The 24,484-nt window shown below is 63.6% G+C and carries 20 protein-coding genes; 13 read left to right on the forward strand and 7 right to left on the reverse strand.

The genetic code is table 11. From position 1 onward, the window contains the following. Nucleotides 1-25 precede the first annotated feature (25 nt). Both ABEA02_RS10580 and ABEA02_RS10585 read left to right on the forward strand, forming a co-directional pair. A complete protein-coding gene (locus ABEA02_RS10580; protein ID WP_345532904.1) occupies nt 26-433 on the forward strand; it encodes a hypothetical protein in 408 nt (135 codons plus the stop codon). A gap of 82 nt (nt 434-515) precedes the next feature. Continuing rightward, nucleotides 516-2,516, forward strand: a complete 2,001-nt coding sequence (locus tag ABEA02_RS10585; protein WP_345532905.1) for a transglycosylase domain-containing protein — start codon at nt 516-518, stop codon at nt 2,514-2,516. Nucleotides 2,517-2,522: 6 nt separating this feature from the next. Here the strand turns inward: ABEA02_RS10585 and ABEA02_RS10590 are convergent, their stop codons facing one another. The 3 genes from ABEA02_RS10590 to ABEA02_RS10600 form a co-directional block, all read right to left on the reverse strand. Further along, nucleotides 2,523-3,545: a magnesium transporter CorA family protein gene (locus ABEA02_RS10590; RefSeq protein WP_345532906.1), complete on the reverse strand. Its 1,023-nt coding sequence runs from the start codon at nt 3,543-3,545 to the stop codon at nt 2,523-2,525. Nucleotides 3,546-3,652: 107 nt separating this feature from the next. Next, nucleotides 3,653-4,093, reverse strand: coding sequence for a Cu(I)-responsive transcriptional regulator (gene cueR, locus ABEA02_RS10595; protein ID WP_345532907.1), 441 nt, complete (start codon nt 4,091-4,093; stop codon nt 3,653-3,655). Continuing rightward, complete coding sequence (locus ABEA02_RS10600; RefSeq protein ID WP_345532909.1) at nt 4,090-6,537, reverse strand: heavy metal translocating P-type ATPase; 2,448 nt, start codon at nt 6,535-6,537, stop codon at nt 4,090-4,092. The genes cueR and ABEA02_RS10600 overlap by 4 nt, the downstream gene beginning before the upstream one ends. A gap of 147 nt (nt 6,538-6,684) precedes the next feature. On the opposite strand from ABEA02_RS10600, the gene ABEA02_RS10605 reads away from it, so the two are divergent. Then, nucleotides 6,685-7,944, forward strand: a complete 1,260-nt coding sequence (locus ABEA02_RS10605) for a mechanosensitive ion channel family protein (RefSeq protein WP_345532910.1) — start codon at nt 6,685-6,687, stop codon at nt 7,942-7,944. Here the strand turns inward: ABEA02_RS10605 and ABEA02_RS10610 are convergent. From ABEA02_RS10610 to ABEA02_RS10620, 3 genes are all read right to left on the reverse strand, one after another. Next, complete coding sequence (locus ABEA02_RS10610; protein WP_345532911.1) at nt 7,935-8,342, reverse strand: VOC family protein; 408 nt, start codon at nt 8,340-8,342, stop codon at nt 7,935-7,937. The genes ABEA02_RS10605 and ABEA02_RS10610 overlap by 10 nt on opposite strands. A gap of 3 nt (nt 8,343-8,345) precedes the next feature. Continuing rightward, the gene (locus ABEA02_RS10615) at nt 8,346-9,137 is read right to left on the reverse strand and encodes a hypothetical protein (protein WP_345532912.1); all 792 of its coding nucleotides are present in this window, start codon (nt 9,135-9,137) and stop codon (nt 8,346-8,348) included. Nucleotides 9,138-9,292: 155 nt separating this feature from the next. After that, a complete protein-coding gene (locus ABEA02_RS10620; protein ID WP_345532913.1) occupies nt 9,293-9,883 on the reverse strand; it encodes a phosphatase PAP2 family protein in 591 nt (196 codons plus the stop codon). 97 nt (nt 9,884-9,980) lie between these two features. Between ABEA02_RS10620 and ABEA02_RS10625 the strand changes: the two genes are divergently transcribed. From ABEA02_RS10625 to ABEA02_RS10650, 6 genes are all read left to right on the forward strand, one after another. Continuing rightward, on the forward strand, nt 9,981-10,808 hold the full coding sequence (locus ABEA02_RS10625) for a M90 family metallopeptidase (protein ID WP_345532914.1): 828 nt from the start codon (nt 9,981-9,983) through the stop codon (nt 10,806-10,808). A gap of 112 nt (nt 10,809-10,920) precedes the next feature. Then, complete coding sequence (locus ABEA02_RS10630; protein ID WP_345532915.1) at nt 10,921-12,159, forward strand: esterase-like activity of phytase family protein; 1,239 nt, start codon at nt 10,921-10,923, stop codon at nt 12,157-12,159. 178 nt (nt 12,160-12,337) lie between these two features. Beyond that, complete coding sequence (locus ABEA02_RS10635; RefSeq protein ID WP_345532916.1) at nt 12,338-13,891, forward strand: alkaline phosphatase PhoX; 1,554 nt, start codon at nt 12,338-12,340, stop codon at nt 13,889-13,891. Nucleotides 13,892-13,908: 17 nt separating this feature from the next. Beyond that, a complete protein-coding gene (locus tag ABEA02_RS10640; RefSeq protein ID WP_345532917.1) occupies nt 13,909-14,484 on the forward strand; it encodes a PEP-CTERM sorting domain-containing protein in 576 nt (191 codons plus the stop codon). A 68-nt stretch (nt 14,485-14,552) separates the two neighbouring features. Further along, entirely contained in the window at nt 14,553-15,977 is a 1,425-nt protein-coding gene (locus tag ABEA02_RS10645; protein WP_345532918.1) for a DUF805 domain-containing protein, read from the forward strand. A 48-nt stretch (nt 15,978-16,025) separates the two neighbouring features. Beyond that, complete coding sequence (locus ABEA02_RS10650) at nt 16,026-16,487, forward strand: hypothetical protein (RefSeq protein ID WP_345532919.1); 462 nt, start codon at nt 16,026-16,028, stop codon at nt 16,485-16,487. 425 nt (nt 16,488-16,912) lie between these two features. On the opposite strand, the gene ABEA02_RS10655 is transcribed toward ABEA02_RS10650, so the two are convergent. Further along, nucleotides 16,913-17,893 carry a TRAP transporter substrate-binding protein gene (locus ABEA02_RS10655; RefSeq protein WP_345532920.1) on the reverse strand — a complete coding sequence of 327 codons (981 nt, stop codon included), beginning with the start codon at nt 17,891-17,893 and terminating at the stop codon, nt 16,913-16,915. A 202-nt stretch (nt 17,894-18,095) separates the two neighbouring features. Between ABEA02_RS10655 and ABEA02_RS10660 the strand changes: the two genes are divergently transcribed. The 4 genes from ABEA02_RS10660 to ABEA02_RS10675 all read left to right on the forward strand — a co-directional run bounded on the left by ABEA02_RS10660 (nt 18,096) and on the right by ABEA02_RS10675 (nt 24,474). Then, nucleotides 18,096-19,343, forward strand: a complete 1,248-nt coding sequence (locus tag ABEA02_RS10660; protein ID WP_345532921.1) for an Hsp70 family protein — start codon at nt 18,096-18,098, stop codon at nt 19,341-19,343. Between the two features lie 291 nt (nt 19,344-19,634). After that, on the forward strand, nt 19,635-21,386 hold the full coding sequence (locus ABEA02_RS10665; protein ID WP_345532922.1) for a pectate lyase family protein: 1,752 nt from the start codon (nt 19,635-19,637) through the stop codon (nt 21,384-21,386). A 51-nt stretch (nt 21,387-21,437) separates the two neighbouring features. Further along, nucleotides 21,438-23,165, forward strand: a complete 1,728-nt coding sequence (locus ABEA02_RS10670) for a hypothetical protein (protein WP_345532923.1) — start codon at nt 21,438-21,440, stop codon at nt 23,163-23,165. Nucleotides 23,166-23,391: 226 nt separating this feature from the next. Beyond that, nucleotides 23,392-24,474 (forward strand): hypothetical protein, encoded by a 1,083-nt coding sequence (locus ABEA02_RS10675; RefSeq protein ID WP_345532924.1) that lies wholly within the window; start codon nt 23,392-23,394, stop codon nt 24,472-24,474. Nucleotides 24,475-24,484: the final 10 nt, after the last annotated feature.

Genomic DNA, 24,484 nt, shown 5'->3' on the forward strand with positions numbered 1-24,484 from the left:
GGCACGACTCACCGGAGCCCCTGTCATGCCCTCTGCATTGTCCTTGCCACGCTTCTTCCTCCTTTTACGTGCCGGCCTGCTGGCCATGGTGCTGCTGCCACTGCTGTCCGGCTGTGGTGGCGGACTGGCGGATGAAGACGACGACGGCTACACCATCACCTCCCTGGTCTGGTCGCCCTCGGCGCCTACCAGCGGTACGCCGGTGTCGGTCACCTCAACCGTGACGACCACGGGCAACATCAAGAGCAGCGACCTCGTCTATGCCTGGACACAAACCTCGGGACCCGCTGTAACCCTGACCGGGGCAGACACGGCCACGGTGTACTTCACGGCCCCCACCGTCAGCGTCAGCACCGACGTAGTGCTCAAACTCACCGTGACCTCCGGCAGCCTGACCGCCAACAAGAGCGCCACAATCACCATCTCGCCGTAAGGCCGCGTCAGCCCTGCACCGTCGGGCAGAAAGTTACATCGCGACACACGGGCCAACTGCCCCATGCGGCAGAATGCCGGCCATGCTGTCTGCGCGCCTTTCTGCCTGCCGGTCTACCCATGTCAATCCTGCGCGCCTGCTCCGCGCGCTGCTGGCGACTTCATGGCTTTGCATCGCCTCTGTCGCATCGGCGGCCCAGGTATTGCCCGGCTTCGAGCAGGTGCGGACGAGCTGGGTCGCGTCCGACTCCGTACTTCTGGACCGCAATGGCGAGCCACTCGCCGACCTGCGCCTGGACCCACGCGTGAGGCGCCTGCCCTGGGTCAGCCTGCAAACCTTGTCGCCCGCCATGCGCGAGGCCCTGCTGGCCGCGGAGGACAAACGCTTCTTCGAGCATTCCGGCATCGACTGGAAGGCCTTTATCGGTGCGGCCTGGCAGAACCTGTGGAGCCGTTCGCGGCGCGGCGCGTCGACCTTGACCATGCAGCTGGCCGGCATGCTGGACCCCGCCCTGCGCCTGCCCGCCAAAGGCACCGAACGCCGCAGCGTGACGCAGAAGTGGGACCAGAGCCTCGCGGCGATCGAACTCGAAAAGCACTGGACCAAGCCGCAGATCCTTGAGGCCTATCTCAACCTCGCGCCCTTCCGTGGCGATCTCGAAGGCATAGGCGCTGCCAGCCAGCTGCTGTTCGGCCTCGGCCCCGAGGCGCTGACACGCCGCGAAGCCGTCATCCTCGCCGCCCTGCTGCGTGGGCCCAACGCCAAGCCCCCCGTCGTCACGCGACGCGCCTGCGCCCTGGCCGCCACACTCAACGACCGTCAGCTGTGCCCGGCCATCGGCGAACTGGCCCAGGCCCGGCTCAACAACCCGCGCAACACGCCACGCTTTGCCCTGGCCCCTCAGCTTGCGCGCAACCTGCTCAAGGAGCCGGGCCTGCAGCTGCGCAGCACGCTCGACGCCACGCAACAACGTGCCCTGATCGCGGCCCTTGCCCGCGAGCCCGGTGCATCGTGGGCCCTACTGCTCGACAATGCGTCGGGCGAAGTGCGTGCCTGGGTCGTGCAAGGCAGTGCGCCCGAGCTACCGGACCCGATGACCCAGCGACTGGAGCTGGCGCAATGGTGGACGCCGTTCGCCGTCGCCCAGGGCCTGGCTGACCGCAGCCTCACTGCGGCTGGACTCGTGATCGACGGCGACACGGTGCTCGATGCCAGGGACGCCCGCGCTGGCCAGCGCACCCGCATCCTCTCGCTGCGTACCGCCATCGCTGGCCGTTCACGCGGCGCTCTGCGCAATGCCATACGCGACCCGCATGCCGAAGCCCTCAACAGCTGGCTGCACGACCTGGGGCTGGACAACACCGACACCCCCGCGGTCAGTCCGCACCAGCTGGCACTGGCCTGGCGCAGCGTCACCAGTGCCAGCAGTTTCGTCGCCGCGCGCGGCCTGCCGCTCGAAGCGCCGCAGAAACGCCCGGCCATGCAGGAAGCCGCCTTCCTGCTGCAGGACATGCTGGGCGCGCCACACAACGGCAGCGGCTTCCGCAGCAGCTGGCTGTTCGGCAGCAGCGATGGGCAGTGGCAGATCGCCCTCGGCAACAGCGACCGCTACACCCTGCTGCTGGGTCTGCGCAGCAGCCCTTCGCCGGACTTCGCCACACACGCCCTGCTGCGCTGGCACGAGAGCTTCAGCGCCGTGCAGAAAGAGCCTTCACGGCCGCCACAGGCCAGCGAAGGTCTGGTCAACGGCATCATCGCGTTCGAACCGCCGATCGAGCCTGCGCGACGCGAGTGGTTCATCAAGGGCACGGAGTTTTCGCCCGTCATGCTGGCCGCCTTGCCGTACCCCGCACGCATCAGCTGGCCGCAGGCCGGAGCGAGCTACCGACTCGACGCGATCACCGCCGATGCCTGGGCCCTGCGCGCCGATGCCGCCTGTGCCGTGCACTGGACACTTGATGGCAAGCCGCTCGGTCAAGGCGCCCAGGTGCGCTGGACGCCGCAAACCGGCCGCCACCAGCTGCGCCTGCTGGGGCCGCGCGACGAAGTGCTCGACGCGCTGGAGTTCAGCGTCACACCCTGAGAGTGCTCAGGATATCAGCCGCAGCTTGCGCAGCAACTGCCGCAGCTGATTGCCCAGATGACTGCGCGATGGAAAGAAACCGCGCTTGCTGTTGCGGTCAAAGGCCCCCACCAGCATGACCCACATGATGCCGCCGAGCAGGGCCATGCCCAGCAGCACGCCGGCATAGGCAAAGTGCCAGTCAATGCCGACTTCCTGCACCCAGCCACTGAACTCCGACATGCCGCCGATGCTGGCGAGCAGGTTGAGTGGCAGGAAGATGACGCTGATCAGGGTGAGGTTCTTGAGCAGGTTGTTGACGTTGTTGTTGATGATGGTGCCGCGCGCATCCATGAGGCCCGACAACACGCTGCTGTAGATGTCAGCCTGACGCGCGCACTGCTGCGTGTCCAGCGTGATGTCGTGCAGGGTCTCGATCTGTGACTCGCTGAAACCCAGCCGGTGCGCAGCGCTGCGCAGCTTGCCGAGCACGGCGAGGTTCGCCTCGATACCGTCGATGTAGTAGATGAGACTCTCGCTGAGCGCCAGCATCTGCAGGTAGTAACGGTTCTCCATCGACACGCTGAGCTTGTTGCCGAGCTCCGCCGTCAGCTGCTTGATGATCTTGAGGTGCTCGAGGAAGTGGTGCACCGTAGCCAGCAGGAACTTGAGCAGGAAGTCGTTGGGGCCATTGAGCGCACGGAACTCGCGACGATCGAAATGCAATTCCTTCTCGGCGGTGACGAGCACCATGGACCCATTGCGGATGAAGAAGGTGACCGAGCAGACGTCGAAACGCAGCTGCTCGGTGACCGTCACGTTCTTGGGGCGTTTGAAGATCAGGGTCGCCAGATCGGGGCTGAATTCAAGGCGCGGAATCTCGTCAGGATCCAGCGCGGCGTCGAGGTCATATCGGTCCAGTGCGAAGTTGCGCAACAGCTCTTCGCGCTCCTCACGGTTCGGTGCCGCGTAAACGCGGATCGGCACCTCTTCGGCCTGCGAGGCCTGAACTTCACCGTTGATGCAATCGTAGCCTGCCTTCACCGTCACGCTCCCTCTGCTGATGCAACTGCGATGCCGTGTTGTCCGGCTTGCCTGCAGACTACTCCATCCTGTCTCAAACGCGTCGGTCAGCAACGACTTTGCTCTGTGACGCGTCAGTCCTCTCCGGCAAGGTCGACGAGGATGGGACAGTCCGGTCGTTCATCGCCGTGACAACAATGCACGAGGTGTCCCAGCGTATCGACCATACCCTGCATCTGCGCGATGCGCTGCTGCAGGTCTTCGATATGCGCCTGCGCAATCTTCCTGACCGCAGCGCTGGGGCGACGACGGTTCTGCCACAGCCCCAGCAAGGCACGGATCTCGTCCATCGAAAAACCCAGTGCGCGCGCACGATGGATGAAGCGCAGGGTCTGCACATGCTGCGGGGCATAGAGCCGGTAGTTGGCAGCAGTACGCGGCACGACGGGCAACAGGCCGATTTCTTCGTAGTGACGGATCATCTTGGCCGACACTCCACTGGCGGCAGAGGCCTGACCAATGTCGACAAGTCCCTTCTGCAAGGCTTCCGCACGTTCCGGCGCCTGGGCTCTCATGTCTGGACTCCTTTCGACGCCGCGCGCCCTGCCTGAGCGCGCCAGCGCCGCAGCAACAGCGCATTGCTGACCACGCTGACGCTCGACAACGCCATGGCCGCGCCCGCAATCACCGGATTGAGCAAGCCAGCCGCCGCCAGCGGAATGCCGATGACGTTGTAAAGGAAAGCCCAGAACAGGTTCTGCCGGATCTTGCGCCAGGTGCGACGCGAGATATCGATGGCATCAGCCACGAGGCGCAGGTCATTGCGCATCAGCGTGATGCCAGCCGTCCGCATGGCCACGTCGGTGCCACCGCCCATGGCGATGCCCACATCGGCAGCCGCCAGTGCAGGGGCGTCATTGATGCCGTCACCGACCATCGCTGTCGCTCCGCGCTCCGCCCCAAGCCGTGCAATCAACGCCGCCTTGTCGGCTGGCAGCAGGCCCGCATGCACATCGCTGACGGCGAGGCGCCGTGCAATCGCTGCCGCACTGGTCGCATGGTCACCGGTGAGCATGACGCTGCGCACACCTTCGCCTTGCAGGCGGGCGACGGTGGCCGCTGCTTCAGCGCGCGGCTCATCGCCAAAAGCGAGCAGAGCCAGCAGATGCGTCTCGTCAGCAAGCCACGAGACCGTTCGCCCTTCGGCTTGCAGCGCCGCAGCGCGCGCCTGCCAGGGCCCGGTCGTCAAACCGCGCTCGTGCATCCAGCGCTCGCTGCCGATGAAGAGCGCCTGTGCGTCGACGCGGGCCTGGATACCGCGACCGGCTTCAACGCGGACATCCTGTGCCGCCGGCACGGCGAGGCCATGTGCCACAGCCGCGTCGACCACGGCACGCGCCAGCGGATGCTCGCTGCCAGCCTGCACGGCGGCAGCCAGCGTGAGCACGTCCGGTTGATCCGGCTGCAGGGCTTCAATGGCAACGAGCTGCGGGCGTCCCACCGTCAGCGTGCCGGTCTTGTCGAAGGCAACGACCTTCAGACGGTGTGCGATCTCCAGCGTCTCGGCATCTCGTATCAGGATGCCCTGCCGCGCCGCGACGCCCGTGCCGGCCATGATGGCAGTCGGCGTCGCCAGCCCCAGCGCACAGGGACAGGCGATCACCAGTACCGCCACGGCATTCAACAGGCCCTGTTGCCATGCACCCGCGCCCAGCCCCCAGCCGAGCAGGGTCAGCAGGGCGATGCCCAACACCACGGGCACGAAGACGGCGCTGACGCGATCGACAAGGCGCTGGATAGGCGCCTTCTTCGCCTGCGCGTTCTCGACCAGGGCGATGATGCGCGCCAGTTGCGTGTCGCCGCCCACCGCCATCGCACGCAACACCAGCAGGCCTTCGCCGTTGATTGCACCGCCCACCACCGCATCACCGGGCTGACAGACCCGCGGCAAGCTCTCCCCGGTCAGCAGCGAGGTATCGATGTGACTGCGCCCTTCGCTGACTTCGCCGTCGACCGGCACACGTTCGCCGGGTCGCACGACGACGATGTCACCGACGCGCACCGCCGCCAGCGGCAAATCCATGTCGACGCCGTCGCGGCGCACGCGCGCCGCCTCGGGCCGCAAGGACTGCAGCGCCCGGATTGCATCGGTAGTCTGGCGCCTGGCGCGGGCCTCCAGCCACTTGCCGAGCAACACGAGGGTGATGACGGCGCTGGAGGCCTCGAAGTAGAGATGCGGCGCGTGGCCCGCATGACCCGCAGCTGCCCACCACAGCCACAGGCTCAGGCCATACGCGGCGCTGGTGCCGATGGCGACCAGCAGATCCATGTTGCCTGCGCCGGCGCGCACCGCCTTGTAACCGGCACGATAGAAGCGCGCCCCCATGACGAATTGCACCGGCGTCGCGAACAGGCATTGCAACCAGGCAGGCAAGGTCAGCGTGACGCCGAAGGGCATCAGCAGCATGGGCAGCACAAGGGGCAGTGTCAGCGCGGCACTGGCGACCAGCAACCATGTCTGCTGGTCGCGTGGCGCGTGGGCCGGCAAGGTCTGCGCGGCCAGCCCGGCCGCATATCCTGCGCGCTGCACGGCAGCCAGCAGCAACTGCTCGTCAGCGAGAGCACGGTACTGGATGTGCGCCCGCTCGGTCGCGAGATTGACGTCCACCGCCTCGACTCCGGGCACTGCCAGCAAGGCTTTCTCGACGCGTGCCACACAGCTCGCACAGGTCATGCCCTCGATAGCCAGGTCGGCCTGCCCGACGGGCACACCAAAGCCGGTACGTTCGACAGCCGCGACGGCGGCCGCAATGATGGCCGCCACAGGCACTGCACCCGACAACGCCAGGCTGGCACGCTCGGTCGCCAGGTTGACCTCAGCCCCCGCCACGCCGGGGACGCTGCATAGCGCCTTCTCGACACGTGCGACACAGCTGGCGCAGGTCATGCCTTCAATCGGGAACTGCAATGCGGGGGGCGGAATGTCGGTTTTCACGGTCAATGCCAGGTTCGAGACCATCACGGGCTCCTTCAACAAGGATGACCGATGCTGAAGCTTCCCACAATGGCAAGGTCAAGCACAGGTCGCCATGGGCCGTCGGCTTGAAGCAACAGACGAGGCGCGTATCATCGACGGATCTTCATCGCACCTGTCTGGAGTCCGCTCATGCTGCAGTCGGCCCTGTTCCTCCTGCTCGTCACCGCCACCGCGTCCGCACAGGCAGCGGGCGCTGATGGCATGACGCCGGCAAACCTGCTGACCGGTGCGGCCTTTGCCCTGCTGGCGACCCTGTTGTTCGCCGCTCTGCTCTACGGGCTTGAACGCGTGTGGCGACGCGTATCGGAACGACTGGGACACGACACCACGGCCGAAGACGACGTGCATAGCCTCGGCAGCTTCGCGCTGCGCTTTGCCGGCCATCTCGCCGGCTTGGTCCGCTGGGGGCTGTGGCTGGCGCTGATCTACGCCTGGGTGGTGTTCGTTCTCGAATGTTTTCCCTTCTCGCGGCCGCTGGGTGAACAACTCGGCGGGCTGGTGCTATCGACACTCACACGCATCGCCCAGGGGGCCGTGAATGCCTTGCCGGACATCATCACACTGGTGGTGATCCTGTTCCTCACGCGGGCCGTCGTCGACGTGCTGGGACAAGTCTTCGACAGCGTGCAGAGCGGCAAGCTGCAGCTGCCCTTCCTGCATCGCGAGACGACCGGCGCGACGCGGCGCATCATCACGATACTGATCTGGGGGCTGGGCATCGCCTTCGCGTACCCCTACATCCCCGGCAGCAACAGCGAAGCGTTCAAGGGCTTGTCGGTGCTGTTCGGCATCGTCATCAGCCTGGGCTCCACCGGCGTCATGACACAGATGATGAGCGGGCTGGTGGTCGTCTATTCCCGCGCGCTGCGCAAGGGTGACTTCGTCGCCGTGAATGACGTCGAGGGCATGGTGGTCGAGGTCGGCACGCTGGCGACCAAACTCATCAACATGCGCAACGAAGAAATCACCATCCCCAACGGCGTGCTCATCAGCAGCCCCATCCACAACTACTCCAAGCTGTCGTCGTCACAGGGCAGCCTGCTGTCGACCAAGGTCACCATCGGCTACGACACGCCCTGGCGGCAGGTGCACGCCATGCTGATCGCGGCTGCCCGCAGCACCGAAGGGCTGCGCCAGGAGCCGGCACCGGTGGTGTACCAGCGCGCGCTGAGCGACTTCTACGTCGAGTACGAAGTCTTCGCCCACATCAACGAGCCCTTGCACCGCATTCGCATCCTGTCGCTGCTGCATGCCAACATCCAGGACCAGTTCAACGAGCACGGCGTGCAGATCATGTCGCCGCACTTCTTCGACCAACCGGCAGAAGCCGTCGTGGTGCCGAAAGCGAAATGGTTTGCGGCGCCCGCCGACAAACCGGATCAGGCCTGAGGCGGCCCCTTGAGCTCGATGACATTACCCTCCGGGTCCGCGATGTAGAGCGACAGCCCGCGCCCCTCGGCACCATAACGCGGCGCGGTAGGGCTGGCTTCGATGCCGAAATTGCGCAGGTGGATGCGCAGCCCCGCTTCATCGAATGGCTCGATGCGCAGACAGAAGTGGTCCATGTTGCGGCGCTGCCCATCCGGCACGTCACCGCCTGCTTTACCTAACGGCTTGTCACAGGGCACAAGATCGATCAGCCCACTGCCTGCACGCAACTGCCACAAGCCCTGCTCCTCCTCGCAACGCACCAGCGTGCAACTGAGCACGTCGGTGTAGAAAGCGAGCATGGCGTCGAGATTGACGACGCGCAGAACCAGGTGATCGATGGCGAGAATATTCAGCATGCTTTAATCGTCTACTTGCAGTTTTCGGTCAAGCACGCGAGTGTAAGCAAACACCCAGATCAGTTGGACGAGCGGCAACCAGGCAACGAGTTTTACGGCGTTGCGATGGGAACTGCCGGGAAGATTGCTCTCGTACATCGCGATCCCCAGTACGGCAGCGATGAATCCGGCGAATAACAAGGCGCCGTCGCGAATACCGTTGCGCTCGCCACGGGTGATCACAAAAAGCAGACATGCGTATGGAACGAGCATCCACAGAAGCCACGCCTTGCTCAATGCTGCGCTGAGCATGTCCTTGCGCGAAAAGTAGTTGAGCATGTCCCAGAACAGATACGCCAGCATTGCGACAAGCAGCACCCTCGGCAGGTTGCCGAGAAGCTGCGAGAGCAGCTGGGTAATCCGCTCAGCGAGGGCCATGTGCGTTTCGTCTGGCTCGTCGATATCTGGATCATCAACGACGATCGGGCCAAGTCGCGACGTGACACGGTGCGACTGGAGATAGACCCCAAGAATCGTCGGAAAGCCCAGTCTGGGAAGTAGCAGCTCCCACTGCGATCCGAACTGGTACCAGGAGGCACCCCATGCCCACAGCAGCGTAAGCACACCGGCTGCTGTGGCGAGCTGACGCCCTTCGTACAGAAACACGCCTGTGAGGAAGTAGCCCGTACCGAGAATGACGAAGTACCAGGCCGAGATCGAATTGGGCAAGTCAAGCACGAAACTGCTGCCCACGAGCAATGCCCCGAAAATCGCCACGAGAACACCCAGCGATTTGGGTGGCGTATTCGAATTCATCGGGTCTGCTCCCTACTGTGCGGCAAGGTGGAAATCATGGCGTAAACCACCAATAGTCGGCTCATTCAATGCTCCCTCTCGGCACTACACCCTGCACGACGCTTAAGAAAGCCGTCAGTCCAGATCTGGTGGGACAAGGATCATGACATGCGGGATCAGGCCTTGCACAACCCAATCTGCAACCACGGCACAAGACCGCGCACATAACGCTCGGCTGGCAGCACCGTGCCGTAGGTGATGATGAAGGCCGTGCCCAGCAGGATGCCGATTTGTCGCAGGCGGATGGTGGGGTGGGTGATGGCAAGGTAGGGGCGTGCGAACAAGGCCAGGGTAGCGAAGCCGGCGGCGCCGCCGAGCAGCACTTCGGGCACGGTGTGCGCGCCGAGCACGATGCGCGAGGCAGCGACGAAGCTGATGATTAAGGCGGCAATTGCCACCGAGACGATGCGCAGGGCTGGGCGCGGTTGTGCCCACACCACCACAGCAATGCAGCCATAGACAAAGGTGGTGAGACAGGCATGCCCACTGGGCGACTCCACGCCCAGACCGAACACATGGCCGCAAGAGAGGAAGACGATCTTGAGCGTCATCAGCACGGCCACGCAGACCAGCAGGGCGCGCGTCAGCAACCAGGCCGCACGGCGTGATTCGGCGAACCACAGCAGTGCGATCAGCAACAGAACGAGTGGCATCGTGACGCCAGAGTCGCCGAAGTCGGTGATCCAGCGCAGGGCGGTGGGGTTCATGCAGGAAATCACATCGCGAAGGAGGGCGCAGTGTAGCCCGTCTTGAATTCCGGCCGATGCGTCCTAAATGGGAGGGACTGTCCCTCGGAGCAGCATCATGGATTTTGCCGTGTTTGTCGCCGTCGCCCTGTGCGGCCTGCTGCTCGCCTTCTGGCTGGGCAGCGAGCCGCTGCGCCGCGCGTGGCGCCGTCACGGCATTCGTCGTGCGCCGTTCCCGGCGGCCTGGCGCGACATATTGCGGCGCCGCGTGCCTTACTTCCAGCGCTTGCCCGCAGACCTGCAGCTGCAACTCAAGCGCCATATCCAGGTTTTTCTTGCCGAGAAGCCCATCATCGGTTGCGACGGACTGGTGGTGACGGAAGAAATGCGCGTCACCATCGCTGCGCAGGCCTGCCTGTTGCTGCTGGGGCGGCGCAGCGACTACTTCCCGAACCTGCGGCAGATTCTCGTGTATCCCGGCGCCTTCGTCGTGCGCCGCCACGTCACCGACGACATCGGCCTGCAGCAGGACAGGCGCGAAGTCCTCGCCGGTGAGTCCTGGTCACAAGGGCAGGTGATCCTGTCGTGGGACGACACGCTGGCCGGCGCCGCCGACCCGGCCGACGGGCGCAACGTGGTGATTCACGAGTTCGCCCACCAGCTTGATCAGGAAAAGGGCGAGGCCACGGGGGCACCGCTGCTGCCCCGCCGCGCCGACTACACGCGCTGGGCCCGCGTGATGGGCACTGCCTTCGCACTGTTGCAGGCACAGGCTGCGGTGGGCGCGCCCAGCTTGCTCGACCATTACGGCGCGACCAACCCGGCCGAGTTTTTTGCCGTCGCCAGCGAGACTTTCTTTGAACGTGCGCCCGAGCTTGCCCGCGAGCAGCCCGAACTCTTCGACACGCTGCGTCAGTACTACTGCGTCAATCCGCTGAGCTGGTGATCCGCCATCTGGCGCATGCGGCGGGCATGGGGTGACATCAAACCTTAAGGCTGCACTCCTACCATGGGGGCGAGTCCGGCATCTGGCCGACCCCCTGCCCCTGGAGAGAACCATGTCATCAAGACACCTGCTCGCAGCCAGCGTCGCGCTGGTGCTGTCTTGCGCCAGCGCGCAAGCGACCGGCCCTTTTGAACTGAGCTACATCGGCCAGCAGATCGTGCCGACCGGCACGCTGTATGCCGGCACCACCGTCGGTGGCCTGTCATCCATCGATTACAACCCGGCCACCGGCCGCTACCTGTCGATCAGCGATGACCGCAGCGCGCTGAACCCGGCGCGCTTCTACGAGCTGTCGCTGGACCTGAACCAGTTCTCGCGTTCGGCCACACCGGGCATGGCCGGCGTCAGCTTCAGCGGCGTCACGACCATCCAGCCAATCGGTGGCGGTACGTTTGCGACCAACACGGTCGACCCCGAGTCGCTGCGCCTCGACGCGGCACGCGGCAAGATCTACTGGAGCAACGAAGGCCAACGCTCGGCGGCCGGCTTCCAGAACCCGACCGTGCGCGAGATGAATCTCGACGGCAGTTACTCGCGCACCTTCGCAGTGCCCGACTACTACAACCCCAGCGGCTCGGTGAGTGGCCTCAGTGCGGGTGACAAGGGCGTCTACAACAACCTTGCCTTCGAGAACATGACGCTGTCGAGCGACCGTAACACGCTCTATGTCGCCACCGAAAACGCACTGGCGCAGGACAGCCTGCCCTCGTCGGTCAGCAACGGCTCGCGTTCGCGCATCCTCTCGTTCGACGTGGCCAGCGGCGCGGCCGGTGCCGAATACGTCTACGAGGTCGAGCCGGTGGCCTTTGCGCCCAGCCCTGCCGGCAGCTTTGCCACCAACGGCCTGACCGATTTCATCGCCGTCGGTGACCGCCAGTTCATCACCATCGAGCGCTCCTTCTCGACCGGCGCCGGCACCAACGGCATTCCGGCGACGGGCAACACCATCCGCATCTTCTACGCCGATGCACGCGGCGCCACCGATGTCGCGGGTGTTGAGTCCATCACCAGCGTCAGCGGCCTGACGACGGTGAGCAAGACGCTGCTGCTGAATCTGTCATCGCTCAAGAATGACGATGGCTCCACGCTCTCGCTCGACAACATCGAGGGCATCACCTTCGGCCCCAGCCACAACGGCAAGCAGACGCTGATCCTGGCCTCGGACAACAACTTCTCGGGCACCCAGTTCACGCAGTTCATTGCACTGGAGATTGCGCCAGTCCCCGAAGCCGGCACCTGGGCCATGCTGCTGGCAGGCCTGGGCCTGCTCGGCGTCGTGCGCCGCCGCTGAAGCTCGCAGCGCCCCCGCCGGCCCCTGCCACCTTGCGTGGCGGGGGCCGCTGTCTTTGTGGGGTACGCCGATGCTGTAAGCCCTGTGCAACAAAACCACTCGTCAGTCTGTAACCAACGCTGGGCACATTGCGCTCGCGCGACACAGCGCCCTCAACTTCCCACGGAGAGACCAGACGATGCAATTCGACGATCAAGACGCGGTTTCCGGCAGCCGCCGCAACCTGCTCAAAGGCGGCACAGCCGCTGCCATCACCGCCGCCTTCGGCGGCCCCATTGCCGCACTCGCCAGCCGTGTCGCCAACGCGGCAGAGTGCCTGCCGGCGACGGCCTCGCTGCAGATGGTCAGCCCCTACGGCGCACTCGCACCGGTCAATGACCTCACCACCGGCCTGCCGCTGATCCAGCTGCCGCCGGGCTTCTCGTACAAGTCGTACGGCTGGGTCGGCGACATCATGACTGACGGCCTCGCCACCCCCGGCACGCACGACGGCATGGGCGTGGTGCTGAGCCGCAAGGTGGGCCGTTCGACCGAGCTGGTACTGGTGCGCAACCACGAACGCTCGACCTCGACCAACGCTGCCAACATCCTGGGGGCGGGCAGCGCCAGCGTGGCCAAGTACGACGTCGGCACCACCAGTGGCAACTACCAGATCGGCGGCACGACCAACCTGGTGTGGCGCGACGGCAACTGGACGCAGAGCTTTGCCTCCTTCGGCGGCACCTACCGCAACTGCGCGGGCGGCGTCTCCACCTGGGGCTCCTGGCTCACCAACGAAGAGCTGCGCTCCAACAGCGTGAGCTCTACCGGCAAGATGCACGGCTACATCTTCGAAGTGCCGGCCGACCCGACTGCCACGCCGGCCAACCCTAACCCCATCGTGGGCATGGGCCGCATGGCGCACGAAGCCAGCGCCATCGATCCGGCGACCGGCTACTGGTATCTCACCGAAGACCAGGGCAATGCCAACACGCTGTATCGCTTCCGCCCCAGCAACCTGTCGGGCGGCCTCAACTCGCTGCACGCTGGCGGCACGCTGCAGGGCCTCAAGGTCAAGGGCGTGATGAACGCCGACATGCGCTTCCCGACGCTGTGCCAGACCTTCGAGATCGAATGGGTAGACATCGCCAACCCCGACCTCAACGGCGCGACCCTCGCGTCGGTTGTCGGTTCCGTCTCGGCGAGTGGCCCTTACCTGCAAGCCTACGCCAACGGGGCAGCCATCTTTGGCGCCAACGAGGGCTGCTGGGTCGCCAACGGCAAGGTGTACTTCACCGACAAACAGGTCAACAGCAGCCCGAACCGCTCGGGCCGCATCTGGGCGCTCGATCTGGCGAGCAACACGCTGATGGCCATCTTCGTCGGCAACGACATCACGGTCGGCAACTCGCCCGACAACATCTGCGTGAGCCCACGCGGCGGCCTGCTGTTCTGCGAAGACGGCAGCAGCTCCGGCCTCAACGCTGCGGGTCAGACGGTCACCGGCCGCGCCATGCGCCTGATGGCTCTGCACCCCAATGGCAGCACCTACGAGTTTGCCGCCAACAACTACAACTTCACCGCCACCCAACTGGCTGCCGCCGGCAAGAGCAACGCCGTCACGGGCGACCAGCGCGGCACCGAGTGGTGCGGTTCGTGTTTCAGCCCCGACGGCCGCGTGCTCTTCGTCAACCTGCAAGCCCCCGGCATCACCCTGGCCATCACCGGTCCCTGGGCCAACGGCACGCTCTGATATCAAAGGAAAGCATCATGAAGAAACTTCTCATCGCCACCCTTCTGTCGGCATCGTTGCCGGCCATGGCCGTCACGCTCAACGCTGGCGATCTGCAAGGCAACAGCTTCGTTGACTACTCGACCGATGGCCTGCTCGCCCTCGACGTCAACGCGCTCAACACGGGTGTACTGACCTTCAGCTTCAGCTTGTCGGCCAGCGAAATCGCCGCCGGCAGCGTGGCCTTCAACACCGTCGTCAACAACTACATCCCCACCGGCATCCCCGGTCTCAAGCTCGACTTCGGCAGCCTCGCCATCACCGCCGGCTCGGTGCAGTCCGCCTTCAACAGCGGGGCCAACGGCGCCTACGGTGTGGCCGCTATCGGGTCTGGTCAATACGTGGCCTTCAACAGCAAGGCGCCGACCGAATACTTCGGCGTGCTGGTCGGCGACCCCTACGGCGGCGGCCTGACTGACTGGTCGATCTCGACCAGCGGCCTCGTCGCAGGGCAGGAATACGCCTTCAGTCTCCAGGCCGTGCCCGAGCCGACGAGCATCGCCATGCTGCTGGCCGGTCTCGGTCTGCTGGGCATCGTCCGCCGCCGCGCCTGACCAGACTGTCGGCACCGCAGCCCCTGCCCGCCCAAGCGGGCAGGGGCTTTTTTTCCAGCCAGCATACAATGCGCGCACATTCGAACAACAAGGGAATCGATGTGAGCGAAACCGTCAGTGTGGTGTTCCGCGGGCAACTGCTACCGGGCGTTTCGCTCGAAGAGGCCAAAGCCCACGCAACCCTGGCCTTCAAGCTGAGCCCCGAGAAATGCGATGCGATGTTCGGCGGTCGCCCGGTGATCCTGCGCAAAGGCCTGCCCAAGGCCGAACTCGACACTTATCTGCAACGCCTGCAGCGCGTTGGCCTGCAGGTCGAAGTGCGGCCTGATGCGCCCGCCGACGCTGCGCCCCCTGCTGCCGCCCCGGCGACGATGAACGTCGCCACAGCGCCCGCCACGAACCCTGCCGCTGCAACCAGCCAGGTGGCGGCCCCGGCCGCCGGTCTCGCCGGTCTGTCTCTCGTGCCGATGGCTGAGCCCGCTGCAGAGGCCCCTCCCGCAGCGCCCGCCGCCGAAGAGATGACCTGCCCCCAATGCGGCGAAGTGCAGCCCAAACGCACCCTGTGTCGCGCCTGCTCGGTCGACATGCCGCGTTTTGCGGCCGCAGTGGAGCAAGCAGCACAAGAAGCCCGCGCCGAAGAACGCGCGGCTCGCGAAGGGGCGCCGCGCACAGCCGCCATGCGCGCAGCACTGCGGGACGAAGATCGCGCAAGCTTCATCGGCCTCTCTTTCGATCAGCGCATCAGCCGTACGACCTTCCTGCTCTCCTTTTTCATCGGCACAGCGGTCATGATCTTTGCCATGGCCATCCCGTTCAAGCTGGACTTCAGCATCGGTTCGGCCGTATTTGCGCTGCTCAGCGTCCTCGCGATTGTGGTCTGGAGCATCCGCATGAACGTGCTGCGCCTGCACGACCTGGGTTGGAGCGGCTGGCTATACCTGATCAACTTCGTCCCTATTCCGTTTGTGGGACTCATCTTCTTCCTGATACTCGCCTGCAAGCGCGGCAAGGAAGAAGACAACGAATGGGGCTCTCTGGCTCCGGCAAGCAGCGGCGCCGGCATCGTCTTCAGTGGCCTCGCCTGCTTCATTGCGCTGGCCATCTTCATCAAAACCTACGGCATGGCAATGCAGAACCCGGCAGTGCTGGCCGCGTTAGGCAAGGAAGTGCCCACCGCACGCGGCGAACTCAGTGGTTCCGCTGCGGGTGGCAACCCGTTAGCCGGCTTCGATCCGCAACGCAATGACATTGTCTTGTTCACGGCCAACGGGTGCAAAGCCTGCGAAGCGATGCATGACACCTTGCGTGGCGCCGGTCTGCACTTCACCGAACGATTCATCGACCGCGATGCAGACAGTGCTCAGGATCTGATGGATCGACTCAACAGAGCAGGCATTGACGCACAGCGCGCAAACCTGCCGCTGCTCGCCGTCAACAGCAAGCTGCTCGAGAACCCCACGCCGGGACAGATCGCGCTGTATCTCAAGCGCTGACCACATGGGGCGGACCTTACCACCGACCCGACACAAGACTATCGTTCCATGAATCCTTACTCGCCACCCAAGTCCGGACTTGAAGAGCCGTCTGACACAACCGACAGCCGATTCGTTGCGATCGTTCTTGGTGCTGTGATCGGGAATGGCATCTGCTATTCAGTGCTGTACATCTTTGGCCTCGCGTTCCTGTGGGTGCTGGCAATGCAAGGGGTGCCCGCACAGGAAACCTATATGCAGGCTTATCAATCTGTGCCGTACCTCTTGGCCTGTCATACCCTAGGATTCCTCTGCCTCATTCCCGGTGGCTACTGGTGTGCCCGTCTAAGCAGGGATCGGCATCTCATGAATGCTGCGCTGGCCGGCGTTCTGATGCTCCTGTTCAACCTGACCGCAAACCTTTACCCGTATGACCTGCCCATTCCTTTCTGGTCGCGCGTGGTATCGCTTGCCGCATCGATTCCACCTTTCCTTATCGGCGCCGCGCTCTGGCAACGTCGCAGGTCATAACCCGCTGCTACGCGCGCAAGTCTACTCACTACTTTCACCAGGTACACCTGTGCGAGGAGCGCCAGCCTGTCGGTGAAGTCACAAGTGGGCTACCTGGTGAAGTACGGCGCTTCACCGGTGAAATGCACATCGACTTCTTCCTTGAAACGCGGATCCGTACCCGGATTACTTCCAGTGCCGACTGGTTCAAGAATGATCTGACCCTGAGTCCGGACTACCAGCCCTTGCTGGAATGATTTTCCGGGCCACCGTCTTGATCGCAGGCTGGTACATCTACGAGAAAGCACCGGTGTCCATCGCTGCCGACAAGTGCCGGGAATCCGGCGGCACCTTCGATTACCCGCTGGACAAATGCATCACGCCTCAAGTTCGCGTCAGACATCAGGCTCCGACGCACAAGCTGCCGGAGCCCTCAGCCCATCAACTCACTCCTCCAGCACCGCCTGCCAGGTCGTCACGTTCCACTTGGTGGCGAACAGCTGCTTGATCGCTGGCTCGGCGCGCTGACGGATCGCTGCGGCGTCGGGAGTGCTGACCGTCATGCCACCTGCCTTGAGCTGGGCGATGATGCCGGCTTCGCGTTGCTGGATGGTTTGCGTGCCCCAGACAGCGGCGGCCTTGAGCGCTGCACTCACGGCCTTCTGTTCGCTGGGCGCGAGCTCCTTGCGGAAAAAGCAGGCATTGGCCATCTGCATGCCGAAGCCGACGAGGTGATTGGTCAGCGTCAGCTGCTTCTGCACCTCGTTGAGCTTGAGCGACTGGATCTGCGTGAGGTCGCCCTCGGACGCCGTCGCCGCGCCACTCTTCAACGCATCGTAGATGCCGGGCAAGGGCACCTGCACGGCTTCGGCATCCAGCGCCTTCCAGACCGAGATCCAGTCCGGTACCGGCGGCAAGCGCAGCTTGAGACCCTTGAAGTCCGCCGGCGTGCGGATCGGCGCATTCGAGGTGAACTGACGATAGCCGCGATACACAGGATCGAAGCTGACCAGCTTGCCGTTCGCCTCCAGCTTCGCTGCCATCGCCGTGCCGGCCTTGCCTGCCCACACACGCTGCAGGTGCGCAAAATCGCGGATGACGTAGGGTCCGTTGAAGAAGAAGTACTCCGGCGCCCAGTCCTGGATCGGCTGCCCGCCCGTGAGCAGGATGTCGCCCACGCGCTTGTCCGCCTCGCAGGGCTGCATGGCGGGGTCGATGCTCTGCTCGTTGAGCACGCTGGTCTGGATGGTCACCGTGATGTGCGGCGCCGTCTTCGCCAGCTCTTCCTTGAACTTCACAGCTGTGTCGGCCAGCAGATGGCCATTGGCAAACGGGGTCACCACGCGCACGGTGCGCGGTGACAGGGGGGGCTGACTGGCGCAGGCGGCGAGGGCAAGCGCGAGGACGGACAGACTGAGGACTTTCATCGATGACTCCTTGAAGCGGGTGAAAATGCAAACAGTGAGACTTGGGGATTCCGGCAACCAGAATAACGAGTTTTCGTTTTGGCGATTTGATGCAACAAGGGCCCGAAACCTGCGGTGTTATCCGCGCATTGACCCTGCCGGAAGCGCCCCGTAAGCTCCCCCGCCTTGAGCACCCATTCGTCTCATTCCCGCCTCATCCTCCATGCGCCCCTGCGGCATCGACTTCGGCACCTCCAATTCCACGGCAGCACTCTGCGACGCCAGCGGCCCGCGCCTGCTGCCGCTCGAAGACGACAAGCTCACGCTGCCCTCTGCGGTGTTCTTCAACCTCGATGAAGACTCGCTGGCCTTTGGCCGTGCAGCGATGGCCGAATACCTCGAAGGCTACGAAGGCCGCCTGATGCGCGCCATGAAGAGCCTGCTTGGCAGCAGCCTGATGGATGCAGGCACCGAAATCGGTGGCCGTCACCTGCCCTTCCGCCAGCTCATCGGCAACTTCATCGGCGAGGTCAAACGACGTGCCGAGCAGGCTGCGGGGCATGCGCTTGACGCCGTGGTCGTCGGCCGCCCAGTGCGCTTCGTTGACGAAGACGAAGCCGCCGACCAAAGCGCGCAGGACACACTCGAACAGATCGTGCGCGGCCTCGGCTTCCGCGAGGTCAGCTTCCAGTTCGAACCCATCGCCGCTGCCCACACCTACGAGCAGCACATCACGCGCGAAGAACTCGTGCTGGTCGTCGACATCGGCGGTGGCACCTCCGACTTCTCCCTCATCCGCCTCGCCCCCGAACGCCGCCACCTCGCCGACCGCAGCGCCGACCTGCTCGGCAACACGGGCGTGCACATCGGCGGCACCAACCTTGATCGTCAGCTCTCGCTCGCCGGCGTCATGCCCGAGCTGGGCATGGGCGGCCTGCTCAAGAGCGGCGCCAGCTTTCCCAGCAGCATCTTCTTCCAGCTCGCCACCTGGCACACCATCAACCAGGCCTACGGCCGCAAGGTGTGGACTGGCCTGCAATCGCTGGCCCCCAACATCGCTGACATGCCACGCTTCGACCGCCTGCTGCGCCTCGTGCACAAACAGGCTGGCCACGCCCTCGCCATGCGTGTCGAAGCCGCCAAGATCGCGCTGTCGGACGCTGCGGACACCACGCTGCAACTCGACGAAGCCGAAGAAGGCCTGCTCATCACACTGACCCGCGACGGGTTCGAACGCGCCATCGAGATGGAAATCCTGCGCATCGTCGACGCTGCAGAAACCTGCCTGCAGCAATCCGGAGTCGATGCCGACAGCATCGACACCCTGTTCTTCACCGGCGGATCCTCCGCCGTCCCTGCCCTGCGCCAGGCATTGGCGCAACGCTTCCCGAAAACGCGCAGCGTCGAAGGCGATCTGTATGGCAGCGTCGGCTGCGGTCTCGCTGTGGTAGCACAGCAGCGCTACGGCTGAACTCGCCGCAGCCAACCCGCAAAACAACAAAATCACCCACAAACCGCCGGGCTCAACAAAGTCCGCGAAAATGCCTTTCGAATAATTTCGAAAAGCATACCCTCACGGGCAGTTAACCATTTCCGCACGACAAGTACCCACATCGCATGTGTAGGATCGCGCCCTTTCGTCGTGCAAGGCACTGCGTACCGGGTCGGGAGGGGTCCGCACAGCTATTGCCATGCACGTCGATTTCTACCCGCTCTCATCTCTCCGATGCAGAGCGTGACCCATGCATACTGGAGATCCGAAGTGAAATTCCTCTCGATGAAGGCGTCGCTCTGTGCGGCGCTCATGGCGATTGGCCTGCTTGCCCATACCGCCTCGGCACTCGATGCCGCCCTTGAAACTACGACATCAGGCGGCTGGGCCGCCATGGCCGGCGGTACCGTTGGCGGCTCGGCTGCCACCAGCTCACAGATCTACACCGTCACCAACCGCAGCGAGCTGCTCAACGCCATTGCCAACGGTGGCGCGCAGGCCAAGATCATCAAGGTCGTTGGCCTCATCGACATGAGCTCAGGCACCCCTTATGCCAACGCGGCAGACCAGGCCGCACGCGGCGCCATTCGCCTCAAGAGCAATACCACGCTCTTCGGTGACGGCACGAACGCCGGCTTCACCAATGGTCACATCATTCTCAGCGGCGTGTCACAGATCATCATCCGCAATCTGAAGATCGTGAACCCCTGCGACGTCGCCCCCACCCTCGTCAGCGGCGAAGGCTGGAAAGCCGCCTACGATGCCATCTCGATCAGCGGCTCCGACCACATCTGGATCGATCACAACAGCTTCACCGACGCCCCGAAAACCGACGACACCCTGATCGCCCAAAGTGGCTACCTCAAGCAGTGTCACGATGGCGCCATCGATATTACCGACGCGTCGGACTACGTCACCCTGTCGTACAACAACATCGCCATGCACCGCCGCGCCATCCAGATCGGCGCCAGTGAAGCCGCCACCGGCGACCTCGGCAAGTTGCGCGTGACCCTGCACAACAACCTGCTCAGCAATCTCTCCCAAGGCGCACCCCACGTGCACTTCGGCCAGGTTCACGTCTACAACAATTACTACACCGGCAGCCAGACCCATCCGGTCTATCCACTGCTGTGGAGCATCGGTGCGGGCTACAAGTCGCAGATCATCTCCGACTACAACGTGCTCGAGGTCACCCCCACCAGTGGCACGCAGCAATGCAGCACGGTGATTGTTGGCGCAACACGCCAGACGTTCGGGCTATTCAAAGACACAGGCTCCACGCTCAACAACGCCCCACTCCCCGCCTGTACCTTGTCGAGCGCAGTGACATGGGTGGCACCCTACACCTTCACCCTGAAAGCCACCGCGACGGTCAAAGCGCTTGCCCTGGCGAGTGCAGGCAGCGGCAAGCTGGCAACCACTGTCACCGGGACTGGCAACGTCGCGAGCTCCAGCAGTTCTTCCAGCAGCTCCTCCAGCAGCTCATCCGCCACGTCGAGCAGCAGCTCTTCGGCAGCAAGCAGCACTTCTTCCACCGCCAGCAGTTCGTCCTCGTCCAGCGCACCACCGGCAGGCGAACTCGTCGACATCCCGCCCGCCGACGCCGCTGCGATCCAGACCTCGTACGACACCGCAGAAGCCAGCTTCGATAAGCAGGAGAGCGTTGCCGGCGCCGACACCAATGGTGACGGCATTCGCGACGACATCGGCACAATGATCAGCGGCTGGCCACTCAACGCCGCGCAGCTCAAGTGGGTGCGCGCCTACGCCAAGGCCACCCAGGCCACGATCACCGCCAACCTTGAAGTCGTTGATGCCAGCACCGCCTACACCCTGCGGCAGAACCAGTTCGCCGCCAGCAGCTGCATGGGCAAGACGCTGGGCTTCAATACCGCCAGCGACCTCGCCGCGCTGATACGCGACGCCAGCTTCAACACCGCCGCGCGGCGCGCGCAGAAAGCCATGTTCGCCGAGCTCATCGCCGGCAGCGTCTTCGACTTCGAACCCCCTATCTGCAGCTGATCGCAACCCACTCAGCTACCCCAAAAATTCCCGAAAGAACCGGAGAAAATCATGAACCAAATCTGGGCTCGAATGAGCCGATGGCTGGCAGCCTGTCTGCTGATCCTGTGCGCCCCCGCCGTCCTCGCAGCCGGCGCCCCCAGCTCCTGCACCATCGGCGGCTACTTCGTCATGGTGTTCGGCGGCGCCTTCCTCGACGGCCGCACCAGCGAACTGCGCGATAGCCTCGCAAATCTCGTCGGCAACACCATCGACGGTCAAAGCGTCGTCTGGAAAACCCTCGAGCGTGACGGCACCGAACTTTACCAATCAATCAGCAACATCGCGGGCGACCTGTCGATTGAAAACCCCGATCTCAACAATCCCGAAACGCGCCTCCGTCGCCTGCTCGATGGTCGCGGCACCAGTGGCGACATTGCGCTACGCGACCTGATACTGCCCGACATCGGCGAATTCCTCGCCAAATCTTCGCTGGACGACGAAGGCGTCAGGGTCGCCGCCGACAATGCCTACCAGCAAATCGCCGCCGAGATCCAGACTGGCAAACGGGTCCTCCTAATCGCCCACTCCGACGCAACGCTCATCATGCAGGCTGTCTACCAGAAACTCACCGGCAAGTTTGGTCAAGACAAGGTCAGTCGCTACAGCATCGCACCCATCTCGACTGCCGGCGGCAGCTACATCCTCGCCGGGAACGACCGTGTGCTCGAGGCCGTCAATCTCGAACTCGGCAACAAGATACTCAGCAACGCCACCAGCCTGACCAGCAACAAGGACGTCATGGGTCATGACCCCCTGCGCGTTTACCTCGACACCAACTCCGGCCTGCGCGACCGCATCAGGAACGACATCCTGGCAGCCATCAAGGGCGTCACGCCGACAACATCACCCAGTTCCGCCGGTCGCTTCATCGTGACGGCGCGCCCCTCCGGCAAGTTCAACACCATGCTCCACCACACCACGCCCACGGGTTCAGGAGCACTCGGCCCGTCGACAGTGGAGATCGACGCGGGTGACGGCTTCTATGGGCAATCCCAGACCGCCCCTTGCGACATGACACCCGAGCAGTCCGGCACCTACAAGTTCTCGGTCTGGTTCGGCAGCGATGCCAAACCCGGCGACAGCGCGAACATCAGCATCACCCGCCCCGGTGCAGGCACCCAGTCGCTCACCATCAAGGCGCCGACGACCAAGTACACCTACGACGACGGCACCTCGATGGAGGTCGTCAACACCGACCTCAAGGCCATCACCAGCTTCAACATCAAGATCGAGGGTGGCGAGGTCGTCGTAACGGCCGATACGCCGACTTACGGTACTGCCGCAATCACGTCAAAACGCAATACCTGGCGTGAGTCTGAGCGACTGGTGGGCTTGGCGTTCAACAGCAATCCCAAGTTCACACCGCCTGAATACAAAGAGCAGCAACCTTACTTCGGTAAGAAGTTTGACAGCACTAGACCCAAAGGCACGACTATCCCCGACTGGGTGCAGGTCAATGGCGCAACGGTCGATGCGATCGAAGTCAAGAACTACGATCTACGCAAAAACAAGAATGGACTCATTGCAAAGCTCACCAAGCAAGTCAACGACCGCAGGGCGGAGCTACCGCCCGGCTCCACGCAGCAGATTCGTATCGATATCAGCGGGCAGAAAGTTAACTCGACCGATTGGACGACCGTCCGCGCCGCTATTGAAAACATCTGGCCTGCTGGCTTGACCGGAAAAGTATCAACTCTTGTCGGCCAGCCCTATTCCACGGCCCCCGAAGCGCCCTGATTCTTAGCTGCTTGCGGCGGCACATGGCAGAAGTTCATTCCAGATGCCGTCGCTCAGGCGCCAATTCGATCAGACTGCACCAACTCTCGAGTAAGGCGATACATTCACGCCAGTTTCCCCGGCCTAGGCTGGCCGCGCCAAATCGGGGCAATTAGATTGAACCTCCAGCCGCGTCGTTTTTACGCCTGGCGCAAAGCGTTTCTCCATCGTTCACCTATCTTCTTTCATGTCTCAAGACCTCAGTCTTTACCTACCCAAAGATCGGTTACCTAGTACGCGCACCTGGAACCGCCTGCTTCGCGAGGCTGGCTTCAAACTGAAGCTTCCCGCCGACCTGGAGCCCGGCGAAGACCAGGGCTGGGTGCCTTGCAACGACGACATCGGCTTTGATTTCAGCAGTGGGCCGCTCGACGAAGTCATCACTGACGGGCCGAACGGTACCCCTGTCGACTGGAGCATCACTCTTGGTTGCCAGAGCGATGCCGCCTTAGCCGCCGCCTACGCCGCTCTTGCCTGTCTGGCCGGGCATGCCGGCGGGTATGTGCTGGACACATACACTGGCGAATCGCTGACATCCGACCAGGCACTGGCTCGCGCGATTACCCTGCAACAAGCCCTGACGCCCAAAACACGGAAGGTCAATCCATTCAGCAACGCATTGCGGACCATCCTCAAGCCTGAGCTTGAAAAGCAGGGATTCAAGAAGCTGTCTGCCACCTGCTACTACCGCATTCGTCACCTGACTTGCCAGTACCTGAACTTCGAAAAGTACCGCCACGACCCCGCGCATTACAGAGCCAGCTGCTTCATTGTGCAGCTGGCCCCAAAGAAGACCTCGACACCCGCTTGGAAGCTTTTTCCTCTTGGCTCGGAGTTCATGGCATACGGCACACCCGCAGAAGTAACTGCTTCGATGCAACGTGTACTGGGTGACTTTAAGCATGTTGCCCTGCCTGGCTTCGCACAGTTTGACACTCTGGAAAAGCTGGTCGCGCAGTTCGATTCACTCTATGCCGATGCAGAGTACTCAAGCCAATGGGCCCACGATTACGCAGATTTTGCCTGCATCCTGGCCTACGCAGGACGTCTGAATGCGAGTCGGCGGTTCGCAGAGTTTGCGAAGCGCGGCTATCAAGAATGGGCCGAGGAAATTCGCACCCTAAAGCCGAGCGCCGTCTGGCCTGACGCGTCTGTGGCATTGATGAACGAACTGCTGACCGCGTTGGATGAAGGGCGGCACATGACGCTGGTCACCGAGTGGCGAAGGGAGTCGCTGAAGGCTGCGAAGGTGCCATACGAAGAGGTCTGAGCACACGAGT

Origin of the sequence: Viridibacterium curvum, from assembly GCF_039544165.1 — a bacterium.
GTDB classification, from domain to species: domain Bacteria; phylum Pseudomonadota; class Gammaproteobacteria; order Burkholderiales; family Rhodocyclaceae; genus Viridibacterium; species Viridibacterium curvum.